The sequence below is a fragment of the Arthrospira sp. PCC 9901 genome, from assembly GCF_059013425.1.
This window is the reverse complement of the sequence record NZ_CP102296.1, coordinates 1,729,319-1,751,857: the sequence shown is the minus strand read 5'-3', so window position 1 is coordinate 1,751,857 and position 22,539 is coordinate 1,729,319. Positions and strand designations below refer to the sequence as shown.

The 22,539-nt window shown below is 44.2% G+C and carries 20 protein-coding genes and 1 pseudogene; 10 read left to right on the top strand and 11 right to left on the bottom strand.

Annotation, left to right across the window (positions count from 1 at the left end; translation table 11 throughout):
* Positions 1-24: 24 nt before the first annotated feature.
* The 6 genes from NLZ44_RS07645 to NLZ44_RS07620 all read right to left on the bottom strand — a co-directional run bounded on the left by NLZ44_RS07645 (position 25) and on the right by NLZ44_RS07620 (position 6,633).
* On the bottom strand, positions 25-1,215 hold the full coding sequence (locus NLZ44_RS07645; protein WP_493752376.1) for a GGDEF domain-containing protein: 1,191 nt from the start codon (positions 1,213-1,215) through the stop codon (positions 25-27).
* A gap of 189 nt (positions 1,216-1,404) precedes the next feature.
* Complete coding sequence (locus NLZ44_RS07640) at positions 1,405-1,782, bottom strand: response regulator (RefSeq protein WP_048895290.1); 378 nt, start codon at positions 1,780-1,782, stop codon at positions 1,405-1,407.
* A gap of 47 nt (positions 1,783-1,829) precedes the next feature.
* The gene (locus tag NLZ44_RS07635) at positions 1,830-3,797 is read right to left on the bottom strand and encodes a PAS domain S-box protein (protein WP_493752375.1); all 1,968 of its coding nucleotides are present in this window, start codon (positions 3,795-3,797) and stop codon (positions 1,830-1,832) included.
* A 100-nt stretch (positions 3,798-3,897) separates the two neighbouring features.
* Positions 3,898-5,784, bottom strand: coding sequence for a response regulator (locus NLZ44_RS07630; RefSeq protein WP_493752374.1), 1,887 nt, complete (start codon positions 5,782-5,784; stop codon positions 3,898-3,900).
* Between the two features lie 302 nt (positions 5,785-6,086).
* Positions 6,087-6,326, bottom strand: coding sequence for a NifU family protein (locus NLZ44_RS07625; protein WP_006623085.1), 240 nt, complete (start codon positions 6,324-6,326; stop codon positions 6,087-6,089).
* A gap of 94 nt (positions 6,327-6,420) precedes the next feature.
* Positions 6,421-6,633 carry a DUF3386 family protein gene (locus NLZ44_RS07620; RefSeq protein WP_493752373.1) on the bottom strand — a complete coding sequence of 71 codons (213 nt, stop codon included), beginning with the start codon at positions 6,631-6,633 and terminating at the stop codon, positions 6,421-6,423.
* A gap of 308 nt (positions 6,634-6,941) precedes the next feature.
* Here NLZ44_RS07620 and NLZ44_RS07615 point away from each other — a divergent pair, with 308 nt between their 5' ends.
* The 4 genes from NLZ44_RS07615 to NLZ44_RS07600 all read left to right on the top strand — a co-directional run bounded on the left by NLZ44_RS07615 (position 6,942) and on the right by NLZ44_RS07600 (position 11,186).
* Positions 6,942-8,108, top strand: a complete 1,167-nt coding sequence (locus tag NLZ44_RS07615) for an IscS subfamily cysteine desulfurase (protein WP_493752372.1) — start codon at positions 6,942-6,944, stop codon at positions 8,106-8,108.
* 7 nt (positions 8,109-8,115) lie between these two features.
* Positions 8,116-8,658: a GUN4 domain-containing protein gene (locus NLZ44_RS07610; RefSeq protein WP_493752371.1), complete on the top strand. Its 543-nt coding sequence runs from the start codon at positions 8,116-8,118 to the stop codon at positions 8,656-8,658.
* 239 nt (positions 8,659-8,897) lie between these two features.
* Complete coding sequence (gene hemE, locus NLZ44_RS07605) at positions 8,898-9,962, top strand: uroporphyrinogen decarboxylase (protein WP_111890848.1); 1,065 nt, start codon at positions 8,898-8,900, stop codon at positions 9,960-9,962.
* Positions 9,963-10,205: 243 nt separating this feature from the next.
* On the top strand, positions 10,206-11,186 hold the full coding sequence (locus tag NLZ44_RS07600; RefSeq protein ID WP_493752370.1) for an NAD-dependent epimerase/dehydratase family protein: 981 nt from the start codon (positions 10,206-10,208) through the stop codon (positions 11,184-11,186).
* Between the two features lie 37 nt (positions 11,187-11,223).
* On the opposite strand, the gene NLZ44_RS07595 is transcribed toward NLZ44_RS07600, so the two are convergent.
* A complete protein-coding gene (locus tag NLZ44_RS07595; protein ID WP_493752369.1) occupies positions 11,224-12,294 on the bottom strand; it encodes an RNA-guided endonuclease InsQ/TnpB family protein in 1,071 nt (356 codons plus the stop codon).
* A 1,362-nt stretch (positions 12,295-13,656) separates the two neighbouring features.
* On the opposite strand from NLZ44_RS07595, the gene NLZ44_RS07590 reads away from it, so the two are divergent.
* The 5 genes from NLZ44_RS07590 to NLZ44_RS07570 all read left to right on the top strand — a co-directional run bounded on the left by NLZ44_RS07590 (position 13,657) and on the right by NLZ44_RS07570 (position 18,505).
* Complete coding sequence (locus tag NLZ44_RS07590; RefSeq protein ID WP_006623077.1) at positions 13,657-14,412, top strand: ABC transporter ATP-binding protein; 756 nt, start codon at positions 13,657-13,659, stop codon at positions 14,410-14,412.
* A 393-nt stretch (positions 14,413-14,805) separates the two neighbouring features.
* The gene (locus NLZ44_RS07585) at positions 14,806-15,042 is read left to right on the top strand and encodes a DUF3134 domain-containing protein (protein ID WP_493752368.1); all 237 of its coding nucleotides are present in this window, start codon (positions 14,806-14,808) and stop codon (positions 15,040-15,042) included.
* Positions 15,043-15,183: 141 nt separating this feature from the next.
* Entirely contained in the window at positions 15,184-16,281 is a 1,098-nt protein-coding gene (gene mraY, locus NLZ44_RS07580; protein WP_493752367.1) for a phospho-N-acetylmuramoyl-pentapeptide-transferase, read from the top strand.
* 44 nt (positions 16,282-16,325) lie between these two features.
* Positions 16,326-17,252, top strand: a complete 927-nt coding sequence (locus NLZ44_RS07575) for a glycosyltransferase family 2 protein (RefSeq protein WP_493752366.1) — start codon at positions 16,326-16,328, stop codon at positions 17,250-17,252.
* A 38-nt stretch (positions 17,253-17,290) separates the two neighbouring features.
* A complete protein-coding gene (locus NLZ44_RS07570) occupies positions 17,291-18,505 on the top strand; it encodes a 5-(carboxyamino)imidazole ribonucleotide synthase (protein WP_493752365.1) in 1,215 nt (404 codons plus the stop codon).
* A gap of 110 nt (positions 18,506-18,615) precedes the next feature.
* On the opposite strand, the gene NLZ44_RS07565 is transcribed toward NLZ44_RS07570, so the two are convergent.
* The 4 genes and pseudogenes from NLZ44_RS07565 to NLZ44_RS07550 all read right to left on the bottom strand — a co-directional run.
* A complete protein-coding gene (locus NLZ44_RS07565) occupies positions 18,616-18,810 on the bottom strand; it encodes a hypothetical protein (protein WP_493752364.1) in 195 nt (64 codons plus the stop codon).
* 272 nt (positions 18,811-19,082) lie between these two features.
* On the bottom strand, positions 19,083-19,502 hold the full coding sequence (locus tag NLZ44_RS07560) for a tetratricopeptide repeat protein (protein WP_006623072.1): 420 nt from the start codon (positions 19,500-19,502) through the stop codon (positions 19,083-19,085).
* Positions 19,503-19,599: 97 nt separating this feature from the next.
* Positions 19,600-19,962 carry a HesB/IscA family protein gene (locus tag NLZ44_RS07555; protein ID WP_111891075.1) on the bottom strand — a complete coding sequence of 121 codons (363 nt, stop codon included), beginning with the start codon at positions 19,960-19,962 and terminating at the stop codon, positions 19,600-19,602.
* 21 nt (positions 19,963-19,983) lie between these two features.
* Positions 19,984-20,377, bottom strand: a pseudogene (locus tag NLZ44_RS07550) (zinc ribbon domain-containing protein); the annotation flags it as partial.
* 520 nt (positions 20,378-20,897) lie between these two features.
* On the opposite strand from NLZ44_RS07550, the gene NLZ44_RS07545 reads away from it, so the two are divergent.
* Complete coding sequence (locus NLZ44_RS07545) at positions 20,898-22,526, top strand: DUF6930 domain-containing protein (protein ID WP_493752363.1); 1,629 nt, start codon at positions 20,898-20,900, stop codon at positions 22,524-22,526.
* Positions 22,527-22,539: the final 13 nt, after the last annotated feature.

Here is a 22,539-nt window from a genome sequence, read left to right as displayed (position 1 = left end):
CAACCGGGTAAAATAAAAGTCGGGTTATCCCATACAAACTTGGTTGCGACCTTGAGACTTCGCTTGATAGAGTGCGAGGTCTGCTTGTTTCAATAAATCATCTAAGCATCGCAAATCTTTGGTCAATTCTGAGAGACCAAAAGAAGCCGTTATCTTAAAATCAGATGGGATATCAGGATGGTTAAAGTACAGTTGGGAAATACTCACCCGCAGACGCTCTGCCATGTCTAGGGCTTGTGAAATTTCGCTTCTGGGTAACAAAACCATAAATTCTTCCCCACCATATCGGAACGCTAAATCATTGACTCTCAACAATTTATTTGTGAGTTTCGCGACTTTTTGGAGGACATAATCACCAGCTAAATGTCCGAACTGATCATTGACTTTTTTAAAATGGTCTATGTCTATCAACATTATAGAGAGTGGGAAGCCCATTTGCTGGTGGTAGGCTATCTCTTGTTCTAGCCTAGAATTTAAAAAGCGGCGATTTAATAGCCCGGTCAATTCGTCAACGGTTGCTAACTGCTCAAGTTTTTTGTTGGCTACCAGTAGCTCCCTATAGGTTTCCATGAAGTCGAGTACCGGAAAGCAGAGGGTCTGGGCATTGACGCAGGGGATGGTCAGAAACAGCAGTAAACCCATCATGTGAAAGTTGCTTATTGTATCATCGGTACTCGGAGAAAGGCAGAAATTTAGGAGGATTAATGTTCTGGCAATCAGAACTATAAACAGCATCAGATCAAGCCAAAGCATGATCCTAATAATTGTATTTCTACGCACCGGTTCTCGGAGGACAATTAATCCTGGAATCAGGTAAAGAATTGCATTTAGGGCTGATGTGTATATTCCAGGTATCCACTTATGGTGCATAATCGAGATGAGAAAAATCAGGCTAAAAACAAGTACACTGAGCGCAATAATTAGATATAATTTGTGGATTTTACGATTGATAGATTTGTCTAAAAAAATTAAAATAGAATGGGTTAGACAAATGGGCATTAAGGCTAGAAATATATTAGATAATGGCAGTGTATATACATTGACTCCATAGCTAAACCTCAAAAACAATAACAGACATCCCAAAGCGAATGAAAAGCATCCATAAGCCATCCACTTGAGAAAATCGTGATTCCTAACCTTAAAAAAAGCAATTAAGAATACACCGTTAGCGGTAAAGTTCAAGGCGGTAGTCAAAACCAGGGTTTGTAAGTGCATTGATGGTAATGAAACTATTCAACTTTGGTGATTAATATCGCTGGGTTCATCAATGATATGATGGCGTTATTGAACCACAATTACTATTGTACTATCACTCAGATAAAATTTTCAGTAAGTTAATATGGTGGTGAAAATATTGTGGGGGCAAAAAAATTTTTGCCCATACCAGGTGGGAGGGAAATTGGGTTAAGTCCAGCCCAGAATTTGGGCAACCTCTTCAGCCAAAGAAAGAGGTTCAAAGGGTTTAGCAATTACACCACTGACACCGAGACTATCAAACTTTTGGCGATCGCTAGATTGAATTTTCGCCGTCAGCAAAATCACAGGAATATCTTTCGTTTGCTGATTCGCTTGTAGTTTTTGAAAAGTAGCAAAACCATCTAACTCCGGCATCATGACATCAAGCATAATCGCGTCTGGCTGTTCGTTTTCGGCGGTTTCTATCCCTTCCATGCCACAACAGGCAGTAATTACATTCCATCCACCGATCATTTCCAAACTCAGTTGGGCAATTTCTCGGATGTCATCCTCATCATCAATTAATAGAATTCGCTTAGTTGTCATCTGTTTTCCTTTACTATTTCTGATTTTGATACCGCTTCGCATCAATATTAGGAGTCAATGGGTAGGCTGACAAAAAATGTACTTCCATCGCCAAAAATACTTTCCGCCCAAATTTTACCGCCATGCTGTTGGACAATGCTGCGACAGATAGCCAGTCCCAATCCAGTCCCCCCATTTTGTCGAGAGTCCGACGCATCCACCTGTTGAAAACGACCAAAGATAGTCTCAATTTTATCTGGTGGAATACCACGACCGCGATCGCGCACCGAAATCAAAACATCATTTTCCTGTGGTTTAGCGGTAAAATCAATCCGCTTGTTAGCGCCAGAAAAGCGAATGGAATTACTCAACAAATTGGTGAGCATCTGAATAATCCGATCACGATCAACCATTACTTTAAATTCCAGAGGAATCACGCAGAGATCCACCCCGGCTTTCTCAGCCACGGGTAACATTTCATCAGCAGCTTGTATCATCAAATCTGCCAGATTGACCCAATCTTTGTGCATGGGAAGCTGACCCGAGTGCATTCTCTCCAGGTCAAGGATATCGTTAACTAAACGCATGAGGCGATCGCAATTAAACATTGCGATATCTAACATCCGTTGGCTTTTTTCCGGACTAGAGGCTAATAAGCCGCTAGATAATAGCCCCAAAGAACCACGAATAGAAGTCAGGGGAGTACGCAGTTCATGGCTAACGACAGAAATAAACTCATCCTTCATCTTTTCCATCGCTTGCCTTTCCGTAATATCCTTAAATGTGATCACAGCGCCAATAATCGCCCCTTCTTGTCGCATGGGGGTACTGACATACTCCACGGGTAAAATTGTCCCGTCCTTGCGCCAGAATACCCCATCTGTAACATGGCGAACCTTCCCATCTTCTAGGGTAGCAAAAATTGGCGAAAGCTGGAGGCTATCTGGGTGGGGTTCCCCTGGGGTCTGGGAACGACAATGGCCTTTAGTAATCTGCCGTAAATCGCTCATGATTAGTTCTCTAATATCATATCCAGTCATGCGCGCCCCAGCCGGATTAATAAAGGTGATTTTACCATCTTGGTTGAGACCGCAAATTCCTTCCCCCGCAGAATCAAGAATTAACTCATTTTGGTGGCGCAGTTGCTCCAAGGTACACTCAATTCTTTTACGATAACTAATATCCCTGGCAATCATTGAAATGCCTGTAATTTGACCTAAAGCATCTTTAATAGGGGAAATCGTTAGAGAAACATCAATATTTGCACCATCTTGGCGGACGTGGATGGTTTCATAATGATCAATACCGCCTTCCGCTGTAATGCTAGTTAAAATGCGAGGCATTTCATTGGGTCTTTCTGGTAAAGCTAACATCGAAATCGGAGAGCCAATGGCTTGGGAAGCACTATAGCCATAGATTTGCTTGGCTCCTTCATTCCAACTGACAATTATACCATCTAAGGTATTACCAATAATCGCATCTTCCGAAGATTCTACCATCGATGCTAAACGAATATAATCGGCTTCTGCCTGTTTTTTTTCGGTAATATCTCGACCCAAAATTACTAACCCTTTCCGGACTCCCGTGGCTGTAAAAAGTGGCACTTTCATCACATCATAAATTCTCAGACTGCCATCATTTTGACGGATGTTTTCTTCTTCTTGATGGACTTTCTGTAACTGCCAAGCCTTTTCGTCTTTGCACTGAGAATGTAAAAGTATTTCTTGATAACAAGATAAATTATTCACTTGTTTAAGTATCTCAAATATTTCGGCATCAGTTTTACCACGATAATCAATCTTATTTAATTGCAACAGGTCTAAAACTGCTTGATTTGCCTCTAGCCATCTCCCTTGGCTATCTTTAAAACAAACCAGATCAGGAATAGCATTAATTAGCGTTTGCAATAGTTCGGAACTGGCTCGTAATGCTTCCTCAACCCGCAGGCGATCGGCAATTTCTTGCTTCAGTTGTCGATTAGCTGATTTGAGTGACTGGATAAGTTTCGTTTTTTTCGGAGTTTTTTTTCTCGCCATTGGATTTTAAAAACCTCATGGAGCATATAAATGAGATGAAATAAAATGACTTTATTTTATGTAGAATTAGGTGATACAATAGCTAGAATATCTAGCGGGTTTAGTTATGGGCAAAATCGGTTTTGGTGGCTAGGTTCTGAGTTCTTTTTAGTCTATTAACAATGCGAGTAGCAAGTTCCGATCCGGTGAAAGGTTTGGTTAAATAATCATCGGCTCCTGCTTGAAAAACTTGCTCGCGAATTTGGCGATCGGTTTGGGCGGTGACAAACAGAACTGGGAGACCTCGCCAACGAGGATCATTGCGGACAATTTGGCATAATTCAATGCCATTAAGATGCGGCATTTCTATATCTAAAACTAACAAGTCAGGGTGGCTTGATTCCAGGGTTTTCCAAAATTGGCGAGGGTCGTCTAGGGTTATGGTTTGAATACCCCAAGGTTGCAGTAACCCTTGGATTGCTGCTAACATTTGGGGGTCATCATCGACAATCATCACCCTGGTATTGATGGCATAATACTGACGGAAAACATCCCTGACTACTGCGATCGCCCTTTCTATGGTGACAGGTTTTTCTAAAAATGCACTACCACCTAGCCGCACTACTTCTACCCGCTTGCTGATATCTCCTTGGGTGGTGAATACTACCGTCGGTATGGGGGGCTTTTGTTGGGTCAGGTCAACTAATAGCTGACGGAAAGGATAGCGATCAAAGTTCAGTAGCACTACTTGGGGAGAGGGGAGGAGTTGAAGCATATTTTTTTCCCTACCGCTGGGAGTGCGATCGCATATTTGGCGTATTGTCGCCTCTTCCGTGATAATTTCCGCTTGGATCTGATGACGACTCGCTTCTATAATTAAGTTTTGGATAAATGGCTCGTCCGTATCAATGATTAGTAGCCGGGGAGAGTCGATTTGCTGTTGGTCAGAGGTACAATTGTTGGGGCGATCGGTTTCGACTATTTGACGCAGGCGATCAATTAGAATAGATAGAGATGGTAGGTGTTCACTAATTAGGGAGGTGTCAAGTTGCAGGATCAGCTCGATTTCACGAGCCACAGTTGACCCTTCCCTCCGTCCGAACGTTCCCAGTGATCCCGCTAGTTTGTGCGCTTCCTGTCGCGCCTGTTGTTGCATTAACAGATTGATCTGTCCATCATTGGCCGCGCCGATCGCTTTTTCAATCGTGATTATCCGATCATCTAGGGTCTCTCTAAATCTTTCCCAAACTTTTTGGATCGATTGATTCAGTTGGAATTGGCGATCGCTATCGGTTTCTGAGTTAACCCTCGCTGTCGCTGAATGGGGTTTCTCCAAATTCTGATTTAGCCGATATCCTAACCCATAGACAGTTTCGATAAACTCAGCACCCGCACCAGCCGCTTTCAGTTTTTGTCGTAATCCCTTAATATGAGCGCGGACCGTATTAGCAGAAGGCGGATCATCAAAAGTCCACAACTTATCTAGGATTTTATCAATACTGAAAGTCCGTTGACGGTTCCCCATCAATAGTTCTAGTAACCCATATTCTTTCGGGGTGAGTTTCAGCGGTTTTCCGTTATAACTAACATCGCAGGTGCTAGTATCCAAAACCATTTTTTCATAGGTTAATACTGATGATGTCGCCTCGCTACTACGACGCAGCAAAGCACGGATACGAGCCGATAATTCCGCAATATCTAACGGTTTCACCATGTAGTCATCGGCTCCCGCGTCTAAGCCTTTAACTTTGTCCTGTTGATTATTGCGCGCCGTTAATAGCAGTATCGGAACTTGGAAATTATGCGATCGTAATTGATGACATAAACTAATACCATCCAGCAATGGTAGTTCTATATCCAGTAAAACCAGATCATAACTGCTGCTTTGGATATATTCCCATCCCTGCTGTCCATCATTGACGACATCTACCTGATATTTCTGGCTCGTCAGCATGGCGACCAGAGCATCTGCTAGGTGTAAATCGTCCTCAACCAGAAGAATACGCATTGATGCACTTAAACTTGGAATTGTTGAGGACAGATGGATTTAGGAAATGTCTGTTTATCCCCCAACTCCGAGAGCAAAACTCAACTCTCTTTCTGGAGAAACAGCCGAGTAAATTACCCATTTTCCTGAGCAACTCCCCGATCCCCATTTAGTTATTATCGTTCCTCAACAATAAATTATAGGGTAAATTCTGCCCAAAAAACTGCCTCTGGACAATTAACCTCCAGCCTCTGGCTAATTAGGGAGTTCCACCACCGCTACTGGTGAGAACCCCCTAAACCTGAAACTAACAGTGACAGTTATTACATAACTGATTCAACTTCCGCAATTTCCGGGATTCTTTCCCGCAGACGGCGTTCAATCCCCATTTTCAGCGTCATCGTCGAACTGGGACAGGAACCGCAGGCTCCTTGAAGCCGTAGCCGGACAATAGGACCGTCAAGTTCTACAACTTCCACGTTTCCACCGTCAGCCATCAAATAGGGACGTAGTTCATCCAGGACGGTTTCCACATTTTCTGGAGTCAGTGCTAAAGTAGTCATGATTTATCGGATCTGTTGTGCGATGTATTGAACAATTATGATCTTACCCCCATTTTAGCTAGTTCGGCTACTTCGTCTTCCTCAACCCAAATCTCTACGCGCCAGAATCATCCCTTTCTCCTAGGCTCAATTGATTTTGACCATAGGAGTTCTCAAAAGTTTGATGTTGGCGCTGAGTCACCACATCCCTTAATTGGGTATCAACGCTTTGGTGGACTTCTTCAGAGTTAGCTCTGGGGTAATCTGAATTTAGCCAGTATAGCCATGTTGATAGGCTTGGCGAAACGGCGATCGCCAGCAATCGCAACTCTCAAAACCTAGATATTACCTATTATAATCTATTGACCGTAAATTTACCATAATTTTAGGAAAATTACCGATTTTAAATTATAATAATCTCGGCGCTATGGATATAAATTCTGTGTATACATACCCTAGATCTGATTTTTGGGCTACCATACCCACAGCCTTTTATTCTGATTATTCATTTAAAGATAGACCCCTGGGGGATTTCATCAATATATTATTCCCCATCATTCCCCCTTTTGCTACCAAACCTATGGCTATCTACTCACTCTAAATAATAGTCTCAAGTATTAATCAAAGTTATCACCCATGTCTGCACGTCCTATTTATCTTGATTGTCATGCTACTACCCCGGTAGATAAGCGCGTTTTAGAAGTGATGATTCCCTACTTTACCGAACACTTTGGCAACCCCGCCAGTGTCAATCATCTCTATGGTTGGGAAACCGAAGCCGCCGTCAAACAAGCGCGACAAATTATCGCTGATGCCATTAATGCTACCCCCACCGAAATAATTTTTACCAGCGGCGCAACCGAAGCCAATAATTTAGCCATTAAAGGAGTAGCAGAAGCCTATTTTAGCCAGGGTCGTCATCTAATTACTGTGGCTACAGAACACCATGCAGTCCTCGACCCCTACGATTACTTACAAAGCCTAGGATTTGAGGTAACTTTACTCGGCGTTAAACCCGATGGCTTAATTGATTTAACCGAACTAGAAGAGGCTTTGAGACCCGATACAATTCTAGTTTCAGTCATGGCTGCTAATAACGAAATCGGGGTATTGCAACCCCTAGCAGCCATCGGGAAAATCTGTCGCGATCGCCAAATATTATTTCATACAGACGCGGCGCAAGCCTTGGGTAAAATACCATTAGATGTCGAAGAAATGAACATTGATTTAATGTCCTTAACTGCCCACAAAATCTATGGACCCAAAGGCATTGGTTGTCTGTATGTGCGTCGTCGCCAACCCCGCGTCAAAATCGCCCCGCAAATTCACGGCGGCGGACAAGAAAGGGGCATCCGTTCAGGAACCCTTTACACCCCTCAAATTGTCGGATTTGGTGCAGCAGTAAAACTAGCTTTAAGCGAAATGGCAACCGAAGCCAAACGGTTAACCCAATTACGCGATCGCCTTTGGAATCAACTGTCAACCCTCGACAATATCCGTCTGAATGGTCATCCTACCCAACGCTTACCCGGAAACCTAAATGTCAGTATTGACGGGGTAGATGGTCAAGCATTACTATTAGCATTACAGCCAACAATGGCAGTATCATCAGGTTCCGCCTGTACCTCAACCCGCATTGAACCTTCCCACGTTTTAAAAGCCTTGGGAGTCCCCGAAAATCTAGCTTATGCCTCCCTGAGATTTGGGATAGGAAGGTTTAATACAGAAGCCGAAATTGACCAGGTAGCACAGGAGGCGATCGCCACCATTAAAGTGCTAAGAAGAGTTGTATCTACCCGATAAATAATTAATGGCAAAACCTGAATATTTAATGATTATTTTTACCCTGATTTGTAGTCTCCTATCTTTAGGGATGGGTATGTTAACCAACTCCATAAACTATCAGATAGCCCCCCTCCCTCCCGACTACGATCGCCTTGCCGATTTAATCAGCTTTGGTGCTTGGCAAAAAGCCGAACGTCAGACCTATCGAATGATGTTGTTAATTCTGGGCAAAAAAAATCAGGAACTCACCCCCAAAGATATCGCCAAGTTTCCCTGTCACGAATTAAGCCAAATTGACCAAACCTGGCACCAAGCCAGCCAGGGGGAATTCAGTTTAACCAGACAACATCAAATCTGGCAAAAATTTCAGCAGTTAGACCCAGATACCCCCTTAACCTTTGCCTCTGTTAATTCATTCATCAAAAAATCCCACATTTGTCGGGATAGTCAGCCCCCAAACTCCCCGGCTATCCGTTGTAATGAACAACTCAACCTAGCCATATTTTCCCGCCTGCAAAAATGCCAAATTTCTCCCCCTTCTCCGACCCTATTAGAAACCAAAATTTGACCAGTCCCTCTCTGAGGAAGTCCGAGTCAGAAGTAGACCAGGTGAGTCAACATCAAAAAATCCCCCAGCGCCACCACCACAAACCCTAGTGGTAGCCCATGGCAGATCAACGTTACAATTCTTTACCAAACTTGGGCTAACTCCTCATGCCAGAGATATCCCCAGACGATCGCATAATGGTAAGCTACTAAATGGCTCAATCAATTATTCCTTCACTTAGTAAGTAACATTAATTACCCATGACCGACTCGACCCAAACCCCTTATCTGTTGCGCGCTGCGCGTGGTGAAGCCTTAGACCGTCCCCCCGTGTGGATGATGCGGCAGGCGGGTCGCTATATGAAAGCATATCGCGATCTGCGGGAACAATATCCCTCCTTCCGCGATCGCTCTGAAAAAACAGATATCGCCGTGGAAATTTCCCTACAACCCTTCCGCGCCTTCGCGCCAGACGGAGTGATCCTATTTTCAGATATCCTGACTCCCTTACCCGGTATAGGCATTGATTTCGACATCGTGGAAAGCAAAGGTCCGATCATTGATCCGCCTATCCGCACTCAGTCTCAAATTGACCAACTACATCCTATCGAACCAGAAGCCTCCCTGCCATTTATTCGGGAAATTCTCCAAACTCTGCGCCGCGAAGTTGCCAACAAAGCAGCCGTGTTAGGATTTGTAGGCGCACCTTGGACCCTAGCAGCTTATGCCATCGAAGGCAAAAGTTCTAAGGATTACACTATTATCAAAAGTATGGCATTCAGTGAACCTGCCATGCTACACCAATTTTTGGGTAAACTGGCTTCTGCGATCGCCACTTACGCCTGTTACCAGATTGACTCCGGGGCCCAGGTTGTGCAAATGTTTGATTCTTGGGCGGGTCAATTAAGCCCCCAGGACTTTGAAACTTTTGCTTTACCCTATCAACAGCAAGTCGTTAAACAGGTCAAAGCTAAACATCCTGATACCCCTCTGATTCTCTATATTAACGGCAGTGCCGGAATTTTAGAAAGAATGGGTAAATCTGGAGTTGATCTGATCAGCGTTGACTGGACCGTGGATATGGCTGAAGCTAGAAATCGCATCGGTCACCATTTGGGAGTACAAGGAAATATTGATCCTTGTGTTTTATTTGGATCTAAAGAAACTATCCGCGATCGCATTTTGGAAACTATCCGCAAAGCCGGAAACCAAGGTCATATTCTTAACCTCGGTCATGGAGTTTTACAGAAGACCCCAGAGGAAAATGTTGCCTATTTCTTTGAAACTGCCAAACAAGCAGATCAACTATTGGCAACTCATGTCTAACTGTCACATCTTATTGACTCTCAGAAAATGGGTTTCTTATACGGTTTTCGGTATCCATCAATATACCTTCCCAAAAACTGGTTTTTAAGAATCGTCAATAGTCAACAGTTACTTGCAGAGGGGGTGTTTCCCCTGGTCGGAACAATTAATTAATCATTAATCATTGATTCCCCCCTGCCTCTTCTCTTCTCTCTCCCTCTCTTAGCCTGTCTCCTCTGTTGTCCGCCTGCCTCTTGTTTTGTTATGACCAAAAGAGTTTTCATCACTGGTGCTAGTGGCTGCATTGGTCACTATATCGCCGAAAGTTTAATTAATCACACTAATTATGAACTGTACTTTTTTGTTCGTAATCCAGACAAGCTAGGCTTTGATTATCAAAAACGACCAGATATTCACATTTTATTAGGTGATTTGCGAGAGATTGATAAATTCTCCGACTTATTAAAAACCATTGATATCGCCATTTTGGCAGCCACATCATGGGGCGGAAAACCTGAAGTCTTTGATGTTAATATAACCAGTACCCACCACTTACTCAAATCCCTCGATCATCAACGCTGTCAGCAAGTCATTTATTTCTCTACCGCCAGTGTCCTTGACCGCCAAAATCAACTCATCCCCGAAGCTGGAGAAATTGGCACCGATTATATTAGCTCAAAATATCATTGTTTGCAGCAGATTTCCCAAAACTATCCTGATTTTCCCCCCTTGCGGGTTCTCTTCCCTACCCTGGTTTTGGGGGGAGATACAGATAAACCCTATTCCCATCTTTCCTCTGGTCTACCACAGGTGGTAAGCTGGATTAATCTGATTCGCTGGTTTAAGGCTGATGCGAGTTTTCATTTTGTCCACGCCGCCGATATTGCTACAGTTGTCCAATATTTAGTTAATCATCCCCCACAGTCTCCACAACCTGAATGGCTGGTTTTAGGAAACCCACCCTTGACATTAAATCAGGCGATCGCCGAAACTTGTGCCTACTATCACAAATCTATCTATTTCTCCATTTCTCTCTCTCTGTGGTTGGCTAATTTTTTCATCATTGTATTTCGCGTACAAATGGCTGACTGGGACCGCTTTTGTTTGAATTACCGCCATTTTACTTACCAAAACCCTGTTAGTCCCTCTACCTTCGGCGAAATTACCCGCTTTCCTACCCTAACCCATATCCTCGCAGAGTTTGCACCTACTACTTCGTCTTCTTCTTCTTCCTCTGCTCTATAAAACTTAAACAAAACCGGACATAGCCGGATATTGATGTTTATTTCTGGCTTCGTCCGGGACTGTCGGCAGCACCCCGTCCACAAGTGTAATCGTCGGAACCAGGCGATTTTTCTAAATTTCTACTGGCGTTCAAATCTCTATCAATCTTCAGGCCACAGTTTGGACATTCAAAAGTCCGACGGACTAGGGGCATTTTTTGACGATAACCGCAATTAGAACACAGTTGACTGGATGGATAAAATCTATCGGCAATAATCAACTTTGAACCATAACGTTCTGCCTTGTAACCTAGTTGCCGACGGAACTCATAAAATGAAGCATCAGCGATAGAACCCGCCAAACCATGATTTTTCAGCATACCTGACACATTCAAATCTTCAATGACGACTTGGCTGTGGTTCTTAGCCAAGAAAGTAGTTATTTTATGAATCGTGTCCCGCCGAATGTTTGCTACTCTTTGATGTAGCTTTTGAACTTTTAATAGACATTTGGCCCAATTTTTCGAGCCTTTGACTTTGCGACTTAAATGACGTTGTAATCGAGCTAGTTTTTGGGTGGCTGCTTTATAAGCCTTGGGATTAGAGAATTGGGTCCCATCGGAGCAAGTCGCCAAATTGTTAATTCCTAGGTCAACCCCGATTCTCTCTCGATATTTCGGTGTGATTTCTGGTGTGATTTCTACGAAAAAGCTCATATACCAGTCACCTGCTTGGCGCGTTATAGTGACTTTCTTAACCCAACTTTCGGGTAGAGCCTCAAATGTAGAAACCCAGCCCACAAAAGGCAGCTTATGGCGAGTTCCTGACAGATTGAATGGCTTTCCGGAATTGTCAAGGGTAAAGCTATCATGGTGGCCTTTCTTCTTAAATTTAGGATAACTGCTTATTCCCTTGAAGAAGCGCTTAAAGGCATCCCCTAGATTAATGAAGGCATATTGATAAACTTTAGAAGACAATTCGGACATCCAAGGATATTGAGGTTTCACATAATTCGTAAAAACCTTTTTAATGGAGTTGATATTAGGCTTGAGTCCCTCTTCATAAGCTGACCTCCATAAGTGTAATCCCCAATTAAACACGAACCGAGCATACCCCGCGTGTTTGGCCATCAAGGTGGCTTGACGGTCATTGAGTTTTAGTTTGGTTCGGAAAGCTTTGTAAGGGTTATGGTCGAAAGGGAAGTCGCCTTCCCCAACTCCAATTCAAAACCGTGCTTGATACTTTCACATCACACGGCTCCTGATGTGGATACCCCTTTTGACATCGGGAACAGGGTAACGACTCCCTGCTTTTGTGATTTCAACTTTTGGAGCTAAATACAACATCGTAGTGTTTAAACTCGCTTTCGTCGTAAACACTCCTAATTGTCGCAGTCTCTATATCCACACCGTGACTAGTGGGCATATCCTAACCATTACAGTTAGGCATTGGCTTTCAGTCACATCCTTTCCCCTTAAAGGTATACGCTTACACTTTCACTACTCCGCAGGTACATCCTGCCACTTGAGAGCCTAAAAGGGGTTTAAACGTTCCGTTTATACGGGCATTCCATCTTTAGATTTGTCCTCTCCACCGGGGTACTTTTAAAAGTCTGTGTAGGTGATGTCATGATTACCCTACTTTTCCCCTTGCTCTTTTGAACGCAGCGTATCAACCTGTTTCGCTGCTAAATCATTACGATGGTTCAAGCCGGACATTCGGTTTCCCTAATCATGGATGGTTGGCAGTGGTCGCATTTGGTAGTAGGTTCTACTTCACGCCTTCCGTTCCCCGCTTCAATCCTGGGGTTATGATTCCCAAAACTGGGGGTGGCTATCGCCGTTACTCTCAACGCAATTGTTAAGGAATCATTAATATTTCCAGTTGGGCGTTTTGACCTTGAGTTCCCTGCCTTGTTTTGTATATTTCTATACCAAACGTTGGGACATATAAACAGTTATGGGATGGTCAGGGTACGAGTCCCTTATATTTCACCAAGGGGTGAAAGTCCCACTAGGAGGTTATTTCAGGCATTGCAGCCTTATTTGACTCCTAAACGTCTCGCACCATGATTGGATTTTACCATGAAGAATCCGACTTGATGAGTATGTCGTCAAGGAAATTTGGCATGGTCTGGGGTTTGACCGTATACTCATTATTGAGTTGCGAATCTTTGGGGTTATTGTACCTTATTGTCCTAAGATGTCAAGCAAATCTTGGATTAAATTCTGGCTCCCTCTCCCTAGTCCCCTTTTTTTGTTGATTTTTTATTCAACCCACCTCCCGCCGCGCCCAGGGGGTTGACAGGACGGGGGAAAACTGCTACGATGAAAGTGGCAAGTTAAATAATGGAAATATTCACTTAAATAAAAAAATTGCAAATATATCCATTATTTAATAATAGCACAAGATACTCAACTAAGCAACCCCCTCCCATCCCCCTATCGGCGGGGGCGATAATTTTGTTACAAAACTTAATATAAGCAAAGATTATGAAAACCTTTCCGAGAGAGATTGGGAATAAATCTCAAAATGAGTCACCAAAAGCGATCGTGCATTTAGAAGGAGTGAGCAAAGTTTATGGAATGGGAGACATAGAAGTTAAAGCCTTAAATGGTGTGAGCCTGACGGTAGAACCAGGAGAATACTGCTCAATTATGGGAGCGTCCGGTTCAGGAAAATCCACAGCCATGAACATTATCGGCTGTTTAGATCGTCCTAGTTCAGGTTCTTATCAATTAGACGGGGTAGGTGTCGCCCAAATGAATGAAGGGGAACTAGCCAAAATTCGGAACCTAAAAATTGGTTTTGTGTTTCAGCAATTCCACCTTCTGGCACAAATGACAGCCCTCGATAATGTGATGTTACCAATGCTCTACGCGGGAATTTCCGCCAAGGAAAGGCGAGAACGAGCCACAGAGGCCCTAATTAGGGTAGGTTTAGAAAATCGTATGCACAACAAACCCAACCAACTATCTGGGGGACAACAGCAAAGGGTGGCGATCGCCCGCGCCATTGTCAACCGTCCAGTATTATTACTAGCAGACGAACCGACAGGAGCTTTAGACTCCAAAACCACCCAGGAAGTCATGGATATTTTCACCGAAATGAATAACAGCGGCATGACTGTAGTTATGGTAACTCACGAACCCGATGTAGCCCGCCAAACCAAAAGGGTAGTTTGGTTTAAAGATGGTCAGGTGATTCATTCCCACCTGAAACCCGAAGATTTGCATCATGCCATTTAAACAAAAAGGGCGACCCATTCGGCTACCTGCAAATCAGGATATACAAAAATCAATCAATTATCTGCAGTTTCTTGTACCCAACAGCCAGACCCTCAGCAGCACCAGGCGTAGAACTCCGCAACCTCTTCCCGGGTTTGGGTAGAAGGATTTACGGGTGGGAGTGCGGAAAATTTGGTCAAATCATGTAGATTGTCTTAGGAATCGTGGTAAATTATGGACGGCTTCAATATGGATCTCTATTGGTACTTTCTGCCTAATAAACATATAGGAGCCACAGTAAACTAACTCAGGCGCAATAGAGTCGAGGGGATGACTCCTGAGACTCTTAGCCGGAGTCAACTGTTAAAACCTATGTAAATAGACTCCATTAACTGAATCACGAAACCAAAACCTATGCAAAATCCCTCTTTGCGCGAAACCCCAAGCCATGAACCCGCTGATGTGATTCCATCTAAACAGCAGGTTTCCCTGTTAGACTGGCTAACCCAGACTGGGCGCTTGATTCCGCGAGACACTGTTCAGGAACCTGTGAATAGTTACAGGCCCGACGAAGAAGAAATATCAGAACTCATCGTTGATGATGCTTCTTATGTTGATGAGGATAGCGATGATGAAATCGACGAAGACTAAGGAACAGTGCCACTAATCGGAGTAGCGATTGAGTGCGGGTCTCGACTGAGGAAGATTGATCAATGGGGACTCATAAGTTACCCTAGTGCAAATTGTATTTGCCTACAAAGTTTTTGGTGTTGAGGATTGATTGAAAAACCTGTGGATAGTAAATTTGCTAACTCCAAGTCCCTACAACTATCAGGATCGTATTTATTACTGTTCCTTTGTTTAGGATTGAGCGCTTTCGCCATTGGCTTGGATATGACAGTAAGCCACCTATGGCCTACTAATATTTCCTTGTTCGTACCGTTTACCATTTGCGCCTTGGTCGTGGCGGCGACCGGACAGTGGATGATCCCCATCCTAACCCGGATTAAAGCGGGACAGTTTATTCGGGAAGACGGTCCGCAAGCCCACCTCAAGAAAGCGGGAACCCCAACCATGGGAGGGATTTTCTTTATTCCCGTCGGTATTGCGATCGCACTAGCCGGCTCAGGATTTGATGCTAATGTGATGGCAATTTGTGCGCTCACCGCTGCCTTTGGTTTAGTGGGGTTCATAGATGACTGGCAAATCTTGAGACGAAAATCTAATAAAGGTATCTCTGCTAAGATGAAATTGGCGCTGCAAGTGTTGTTTGCAGTGCTATTCTGTATCTGGTTAGCCTACAATCAGGCCTCGGTAGCATCTAACATCGCTTTACCCTTTGGCTTAACTCTATCCCTAGGGGTGTTATTCTGGCCCTTCGCTACATTCGTTCAGGTGGCGGAAAGTAATGCCACTAACTTAACTGATGGGGTTGATGGTTTAATGGGAGGATTAGGAGCGATCGCCTTTTTGGGAATGGCCGCATATCTCGCCCCCACTTACCCAGAAATTGCCCTATTTTGTGCCTGTATGTCCGGCGCTTGTGTAGGATTTGTTTCCCACAACCGCAACCCTGCTAAAGTATTTATGGGAGACACAGGAGCCTTAGCTTTAGGGGGAGCCTTAGCTGGGGTGGCTTTGATTACTAATACCCTCTGGGTGTTATTAATTATCAGTTTGATTTTCTTAATCGAAACCCTGTCTGTCATTGCCCAAGTGACCTACTACAAGGCGACTAAAGATGCCAACGGAGTTGGTAAACGTCTGTTTAAAATGGCTCCAATTCACCATCACCTCGAACTTTCTGGCTGGTCAGAAACTCAAGTTGTAGGCTGTTTCTACTGTGTACAAGGCTTACTAATTTGGGTGGTTTTTCTGATAGCTGGTTAGGGATTTTTTGGTGTGGTTAACAAGTTCAATTTGAACTGCCTATTATGCCATATATTTCTGTTGTCATCCCTATCTATAACGGCGAAGCTGATTTGCCAGATTTGATTGATTGTTTGCGATCGCAAATTTACCCAACTAATCAGGTTGAGTATCTGCTAGTAGACAATAACAGCAGCGATCGCACTGGGGAAATTTTGCAAACAGCTACCCAAGATCCAACCCTGCCCTTGCGACCCCTGACGGAAAATCAAATCCAAAGTTCCTACGCCGCCCGAAATCGTGGTATCCGCGCCGCCAGAGGCGAAATTATCGCCTTTACCGACGCTGACTGTCGCCCAGAACCGGAATGGTTAAAAAACCTGGTACAACCATTTGGAGATGATCAAATCGGCATAGTAGCAGGGGAAATTATCGCTTTACCCGGAAACACTCTCCTAGAAAAACACGCCAGCCGCCAAGATACCCTTTCCCAAAAACACACCCTCGCACACCCTTTTTATCCCTACGGTCAAACCGCTAATTTAGCCGTGCGACGAGACGCATTCCAAAAAACGGGGTTATTTCGTCCCTATCTCACCACCGGGGGAGATGCTGATTTGTGTTGGCGCATTCAACAGCAAACCAGCTACAAGTTAGCCTTTATGGAAAAAGCACAGGTTAAACATCGCCACCGCAGCACCCTAAAAGGATTACAAAGTCAGTGGCGACGCTATGGAGAATCCAACCGCTATCTTCACCAAATCCACGGCGTGGATTTAATGCCTCAAATGCAGCCTAAAGACTACATATATAGCCTGGGGCGGTGGATAGTCAAAGAATTGCCCATCAATGGCGCTAAGGCGATTATAGGTCGCGGTGAGTGGGTTGATGTGGTGGGGACTCCCATAGGTCTACTTAATGCTAGATGGCGATCGCAGGGTCAGCAACAAGCAAGTCTTCCTGAACAAGCCAAACAGATTGATCAGCTTTAATCACATAAAACCGTCAAGTGTCGCGGAGGTTTTTTACGATGAACGTCACCCTTATGCCCCCCCCTTCCAATCAAACACTTACCCGCGTTGGTGTCATTGGCGGCGGACAATTAGCTTGGATGATGGCTAGTGCGGCTAAGAATTTGGGGGTGTCTCTGGTGGTCCAAACTCCCCATAATAGTGATCCGGCTGTGGCGATCGCCGCCGATACGGTTTTAGGAAATATTGCTGATGCGATCGCTACTCAGGAGTTAGCTAAACGCTGCGATGTCATTACTTTTGAGAATGAGTTTATTGATCTTGATGCCCTCCGGGTATTGGCAGAAGCCGGGGTCTGTTTCCGCCCCCGTCTGGAGGCTTTAGCACCCCTATTAGATAAATTTGAGCAATTATCTCAATTACAAGGTTTAGGCTTGCCTGTGCCTCGTTTTGAGGCGCTAACAAGGGCTGAAGGGGATCTTAACCCTCAGATTACACAAGGTTTGGGTTATCCGGTAGTTCTCAAAGCTAGACGGCATGGTTATGATGGCCAGGGAACCTTTATCATTCCTGATGCTGCTACCTTGAAGGCTACCTGGGCGAAGTTTGATTATCCCCCCATGCTACTACAGGAGTTTATCCCCTTTGAACGGGAATTGGCAGCGATCGCCGCCCGGTCAGTCACCGGAGATGTCGCTATTTATCCCATTGTGGAAACTATCCAACATGATCAGGTTTGTCATCGGGTGATCGCCCCCGCTAAGATTAGCACCCATTTACAGGATCAAATTAATCGATTAGCCCATACCCTTCTCCATGGTTTAGACGTGGTGGGGCTATTTGGTATTGAGTTTTTCCTGACCGCTTCTGGGGAGGTTTTGGTGAATGAAATCGCCCCCCGCACCCATAATTCCGGTCACTTTAGCCTTGATGCTTGTCATACCTCCCAATTTGAACAACATTTGCGGGCGGTCTCTGGTTTACCTTTGGGAAATCCTGACCTTAAATGTGGCGGCGCGGTGATGGTGAATTTGTTGGGGTTTGAGTTGGCGGAAAATGACTATTTAGCTAAACGGGAACAACTCGCCGCTATTCCTCAAGCTAAAGTTCACTGGTATGGGAAAATTCAGTCCCGTCCCGGTCGCAAACTGGGTCATGTCACCGTGTTAATTGATACTGAAGACCCCCATACTTTACATGAGGAAGCACAGGCGATCGCTCAACAGATAGAATCTATTTGGTATGGTGATCAACTTCCCTACTGCCATCAGTAATCATACTCATTTGACTGATTGTTACCCCCCCAAAAAAAATAGCTGTCCTTACCTGTGAGGACAGCCTAATTTATCTAATTTATAGGTATATACTCTTAGTATTTAATGCTCTAAGATTCTGCACTCTCCCCTGACTGAGATGATTGTAAATTATCAGGATCGACATAGTAGCAAACGGAATCTAAGCAAATTAACGCCCAGCCCGACTCTTCAATGTTTTTTAACTTGTAAGCACCCTGCTGCACAAAAAAGCCTTTATGATTGCGGGTATCAGCCTTAACGTAAACCTGGTTATCATTGCCCATAGTTATTTCTACTCCTTGTGTTATCAAATTGGTCTGCTAACTTCAAATAAGATTGTTAATGTGTGAAGTTCCCAAATCTTATCATTTATTTCCCCGATTGTTGGTTAAATAATATTATTTTTTGTAAAGGAGTTTAAAGAGCTACCTAGTAGGAATATTTACTCAGTCGCCCTATTCAACTGGAATTTACTTGAATTGCCGTGAACAGACCCGATAATTTCAGGTCTATTACTAGATATGCTATATGTTAGCATATCATCAAATTAGTATTGCTAAAGTTCTAGCAGCCATTGTTTAACCCTAAGTAAACTTTTCCATTCAGGTTTGCGAGTCAATCCATCGTCCAAATTTTTTTTGACTTCCTCTAGCCACTCCGAATCAGCCATAATCATCTGTTGAGCCATTTCTACATGGGGACGAACCCCGGGTTTTTGTAAATCCAACATCGATACGGCTAAATTTACCCTAGCTTGGGGGTCGTGGGGATTTAATTTAACTGCTAACTTGGCGGCTTTATAAGCCGCAGAAGGTTTATCAGCAAGGAGGTATAACCAAGCTAGGCTAGTCCAGGCGTTACTATTTTTAGGAGAGCGATCGCACACTTCACGAAACACGGGGATTAAGGTATCCATAGCTTCCCCAGCTTGATAACGCTCAAATCCTTCCTTAAACAGTTCTTCAGTAGTTTTCATCCTTAGATAGCAAGTATTACAGACAACAAAGCGATCGCCATTGTCTAACTACAATCTGCGATCGCCTTTAATCATACCTGATGTAGTCCGTCAAAAATCAAGTAGCAAAGGACTTACCACAGCCACAGGTTTGACTAGCATTAGGATTAGTAAATTGGAACCCACCCCCAATCAAAGCGTTGCTGTAGTCAAGGACCATACCATAAATATACAGCAAACTCTTGGGATCACAAACAACCTGAAAACCATTATGGTCGAAGACCTCATCGGTATCCTGGATGCTATCGGGTTCAATAAAATCCATCATGTAGGACATACCAGAACATCCCCCCTGACGGACACCCACCCGTAAACAGAGGTCTCTACCCTGCTTCTCGCGCAGGAAAAGCACCTGCTGAACAGCAGCATCAGTCATCTGAATTCCTTGGGTTGGGGTTTTAGACTCAGTTGCTTGTGTCATTGGCTTTCCTAACTGATACATTTACGCGACATTTTTCCGGTTGTTCCTGGACAATGCGACGATAGCACTATTACCCGTTAAGGTAACAGAGGCGGTATCCCGCAAAGCTTTTAGAAAGATTCCAAAAGCACCGTTCCAGTCCCGTGGTAGAGTGAACCCGCACTCAGGACATCGGAACACTTTTGAGCCACCTAGCTGGGAATGAACATGACCACAGTGAGTACAGGTTTTGCTGGTGTATTCTTCGGTCACATCTACAACTGTTCAGTTATTTCCGCGCTTGATGTCTCAGGGTTAGTTTGAATCGATAATGCGCCCATGTCAGCATGGCGCGGGCAGTCTTAGACCTGATTAGACGCTTCACCTTGGCAACCATATTGGAAGTCTCGAAGGTGGGCCAAAAAATCCGGCTGTGTTATGGGATGGTCAGGGATGCGACCCAATCAACCAAGGGGTTGAAGTCCTCACCGGGTAGTTATTTCGCCCATTTCAGCTCTATTTCATACCCGAAGGTCTCGCACAATACTTGGTATTGTAGCGCATCGCCCTAATTGGTTCAACTAATCTGCGATTAAATTAAGCTCCTTGATTTTTATGATTTTCGCCAAGCGTGAACTAGAGATCGAGATAGGTCTGACGACTGGCTCGGACTATTGAGAACCGTTACCTGCTATCCTTAGCATGGCAGAATGGGAGAGTGTTAAGATCACGGTCTAGGAGATCCTGGCTAGGGGCGGAAACCCAGTCCTACAGCCAGATCTAATCTGGGCGCGATCGCATTTACCCGAATTTGGTATTTTGTCATACAATCTAAATTAGGGGCTACAGCCGGGACAAACAACCTGGTACTATAAACGGAGCGGGTCCTTTCCTGGTTCTGAGAATTGTGTAAAATCCTAATCTGGTAGCACTACTCGATATTATAAATTATCTAAATGACATTTCTCAATCGTTCAACCCTTCGTCGTTTACAAAAACTACCCTCCATTCCTAGCGTGTGGGAGGGCGATCGCCGTCCCATGTCTCACGAGTCTCGACCTAGTTTGGAAACAGATATAGAGGCTGATAATGACTGCATCATTTGGGTTGACGGTTCTCAGGGAATGGTACGGTCAATGGATATGGTATCGGCTAATATTGGCCCAGAAGCGATCGTCCGAACTTTACTCAGGGCGATGGAACATCCCCAAAGCCCTACCCCAGCAGCCCGCCCTCACAAAATTGTGGTCAAAGATCGCGAAATTCAGTTTTTCCTGCGCGGTGTCCTACAAGAACTCGATATAGTTATAGACTATGTACCAGATTTACCACTAATTGATGAGATATTTAGGGGACTCCAAGAAGTAGCCGAAAGTCGCCCTCCTCAACTCCCCGAACCCTTTGTAGATCCCCTGCTCAAAAAAGCCGAGCAAATTTGGAAAGATGCACCTTGGGATAAATTAGGGGAACATCAAATTATTTCTATAGAAATCAATCACTTAGACGTAGGAACTCTCTACATTTCTACACTGGGTAAGTTAGGGATGGATTATGGGGTGCTAATGTACCGTTCCCTAGAATCTTTAAAAAGGTTTCGAGAAAGAGTTATTGCTGACCGACCTTTTGATAACCTAGAAGAAGCATTTTTAACTCAAGATTGTCTGTTTGTCACCTTTGAGCCTTTGTCAGAAGAAGATGACGAGGAGGACGTAATCTGGGAAACTTTATCAGCATCGCAGATTGAACCTAACTTTGGTAATTTACACCCCTTAGAAGGTTTGCGATCGGTCATCTACGAAGAAGAAGCCACGGTGATGATGGTAGCCTTGGAAGCACTGCACCGATTCTTACGAGATTTTCGCTATAAATTAAGTGAGGATTCATTTCCTAAGCTGTCTAAACGCTATCGCATATCTTGTTCTGTACCTGATACATCTGAAACTAAAATGATTTCGGTGAAGGTGGAAACTTTACCAGAGGTGGCTGATGAACTTCTGGAAATGGTGGAAGCAGCGGAAGATGACGAGGAGGAGTTTGATTCCCCTACCTTACGAGATGATTTGATCCCACCTAAATCATTTTTGAGTTTAGGTGTAATTCCTTGGGAAACGGTGGATTACTTGCGAAACAATACGGAGTTCTACCAGCCTTCTGATGTGGATATTCCTCAGAAAGGGGATGGTTTACCTGTGATTTTGATTCAAACGTCTAAGCCGAAGGCGAAAACACTAATTCAAAATTTGGAGGATGCTGGAGGATTAGCGGGAATATGTTTTAACTCAGGGAAAGATCCCATGGAGGGTCGCAGTTATGACCTGGGAATTTTGAAGACGGAAAATGGTGAATTGCATTTGTTTGGGGAATTTATGGAAGATGACCCGACTCATCAGCGGGCTAGGAAAAATTGGGAAAAACGCTGTAGCCAAACTCAGGGTTGGTGTGGTTTAATTATTGCTATGGGGTTGACGGGCGCTTCTCGTGGTCAGCCCGGTTTTAAGGACATGATGGCATTGGTTGAATTGCGCTCTGTTTCTCCTGATGAGTTGGGATTGGGACCTTTGGAACTCATTACCCCCACCATGTAACTAACTTGAAACT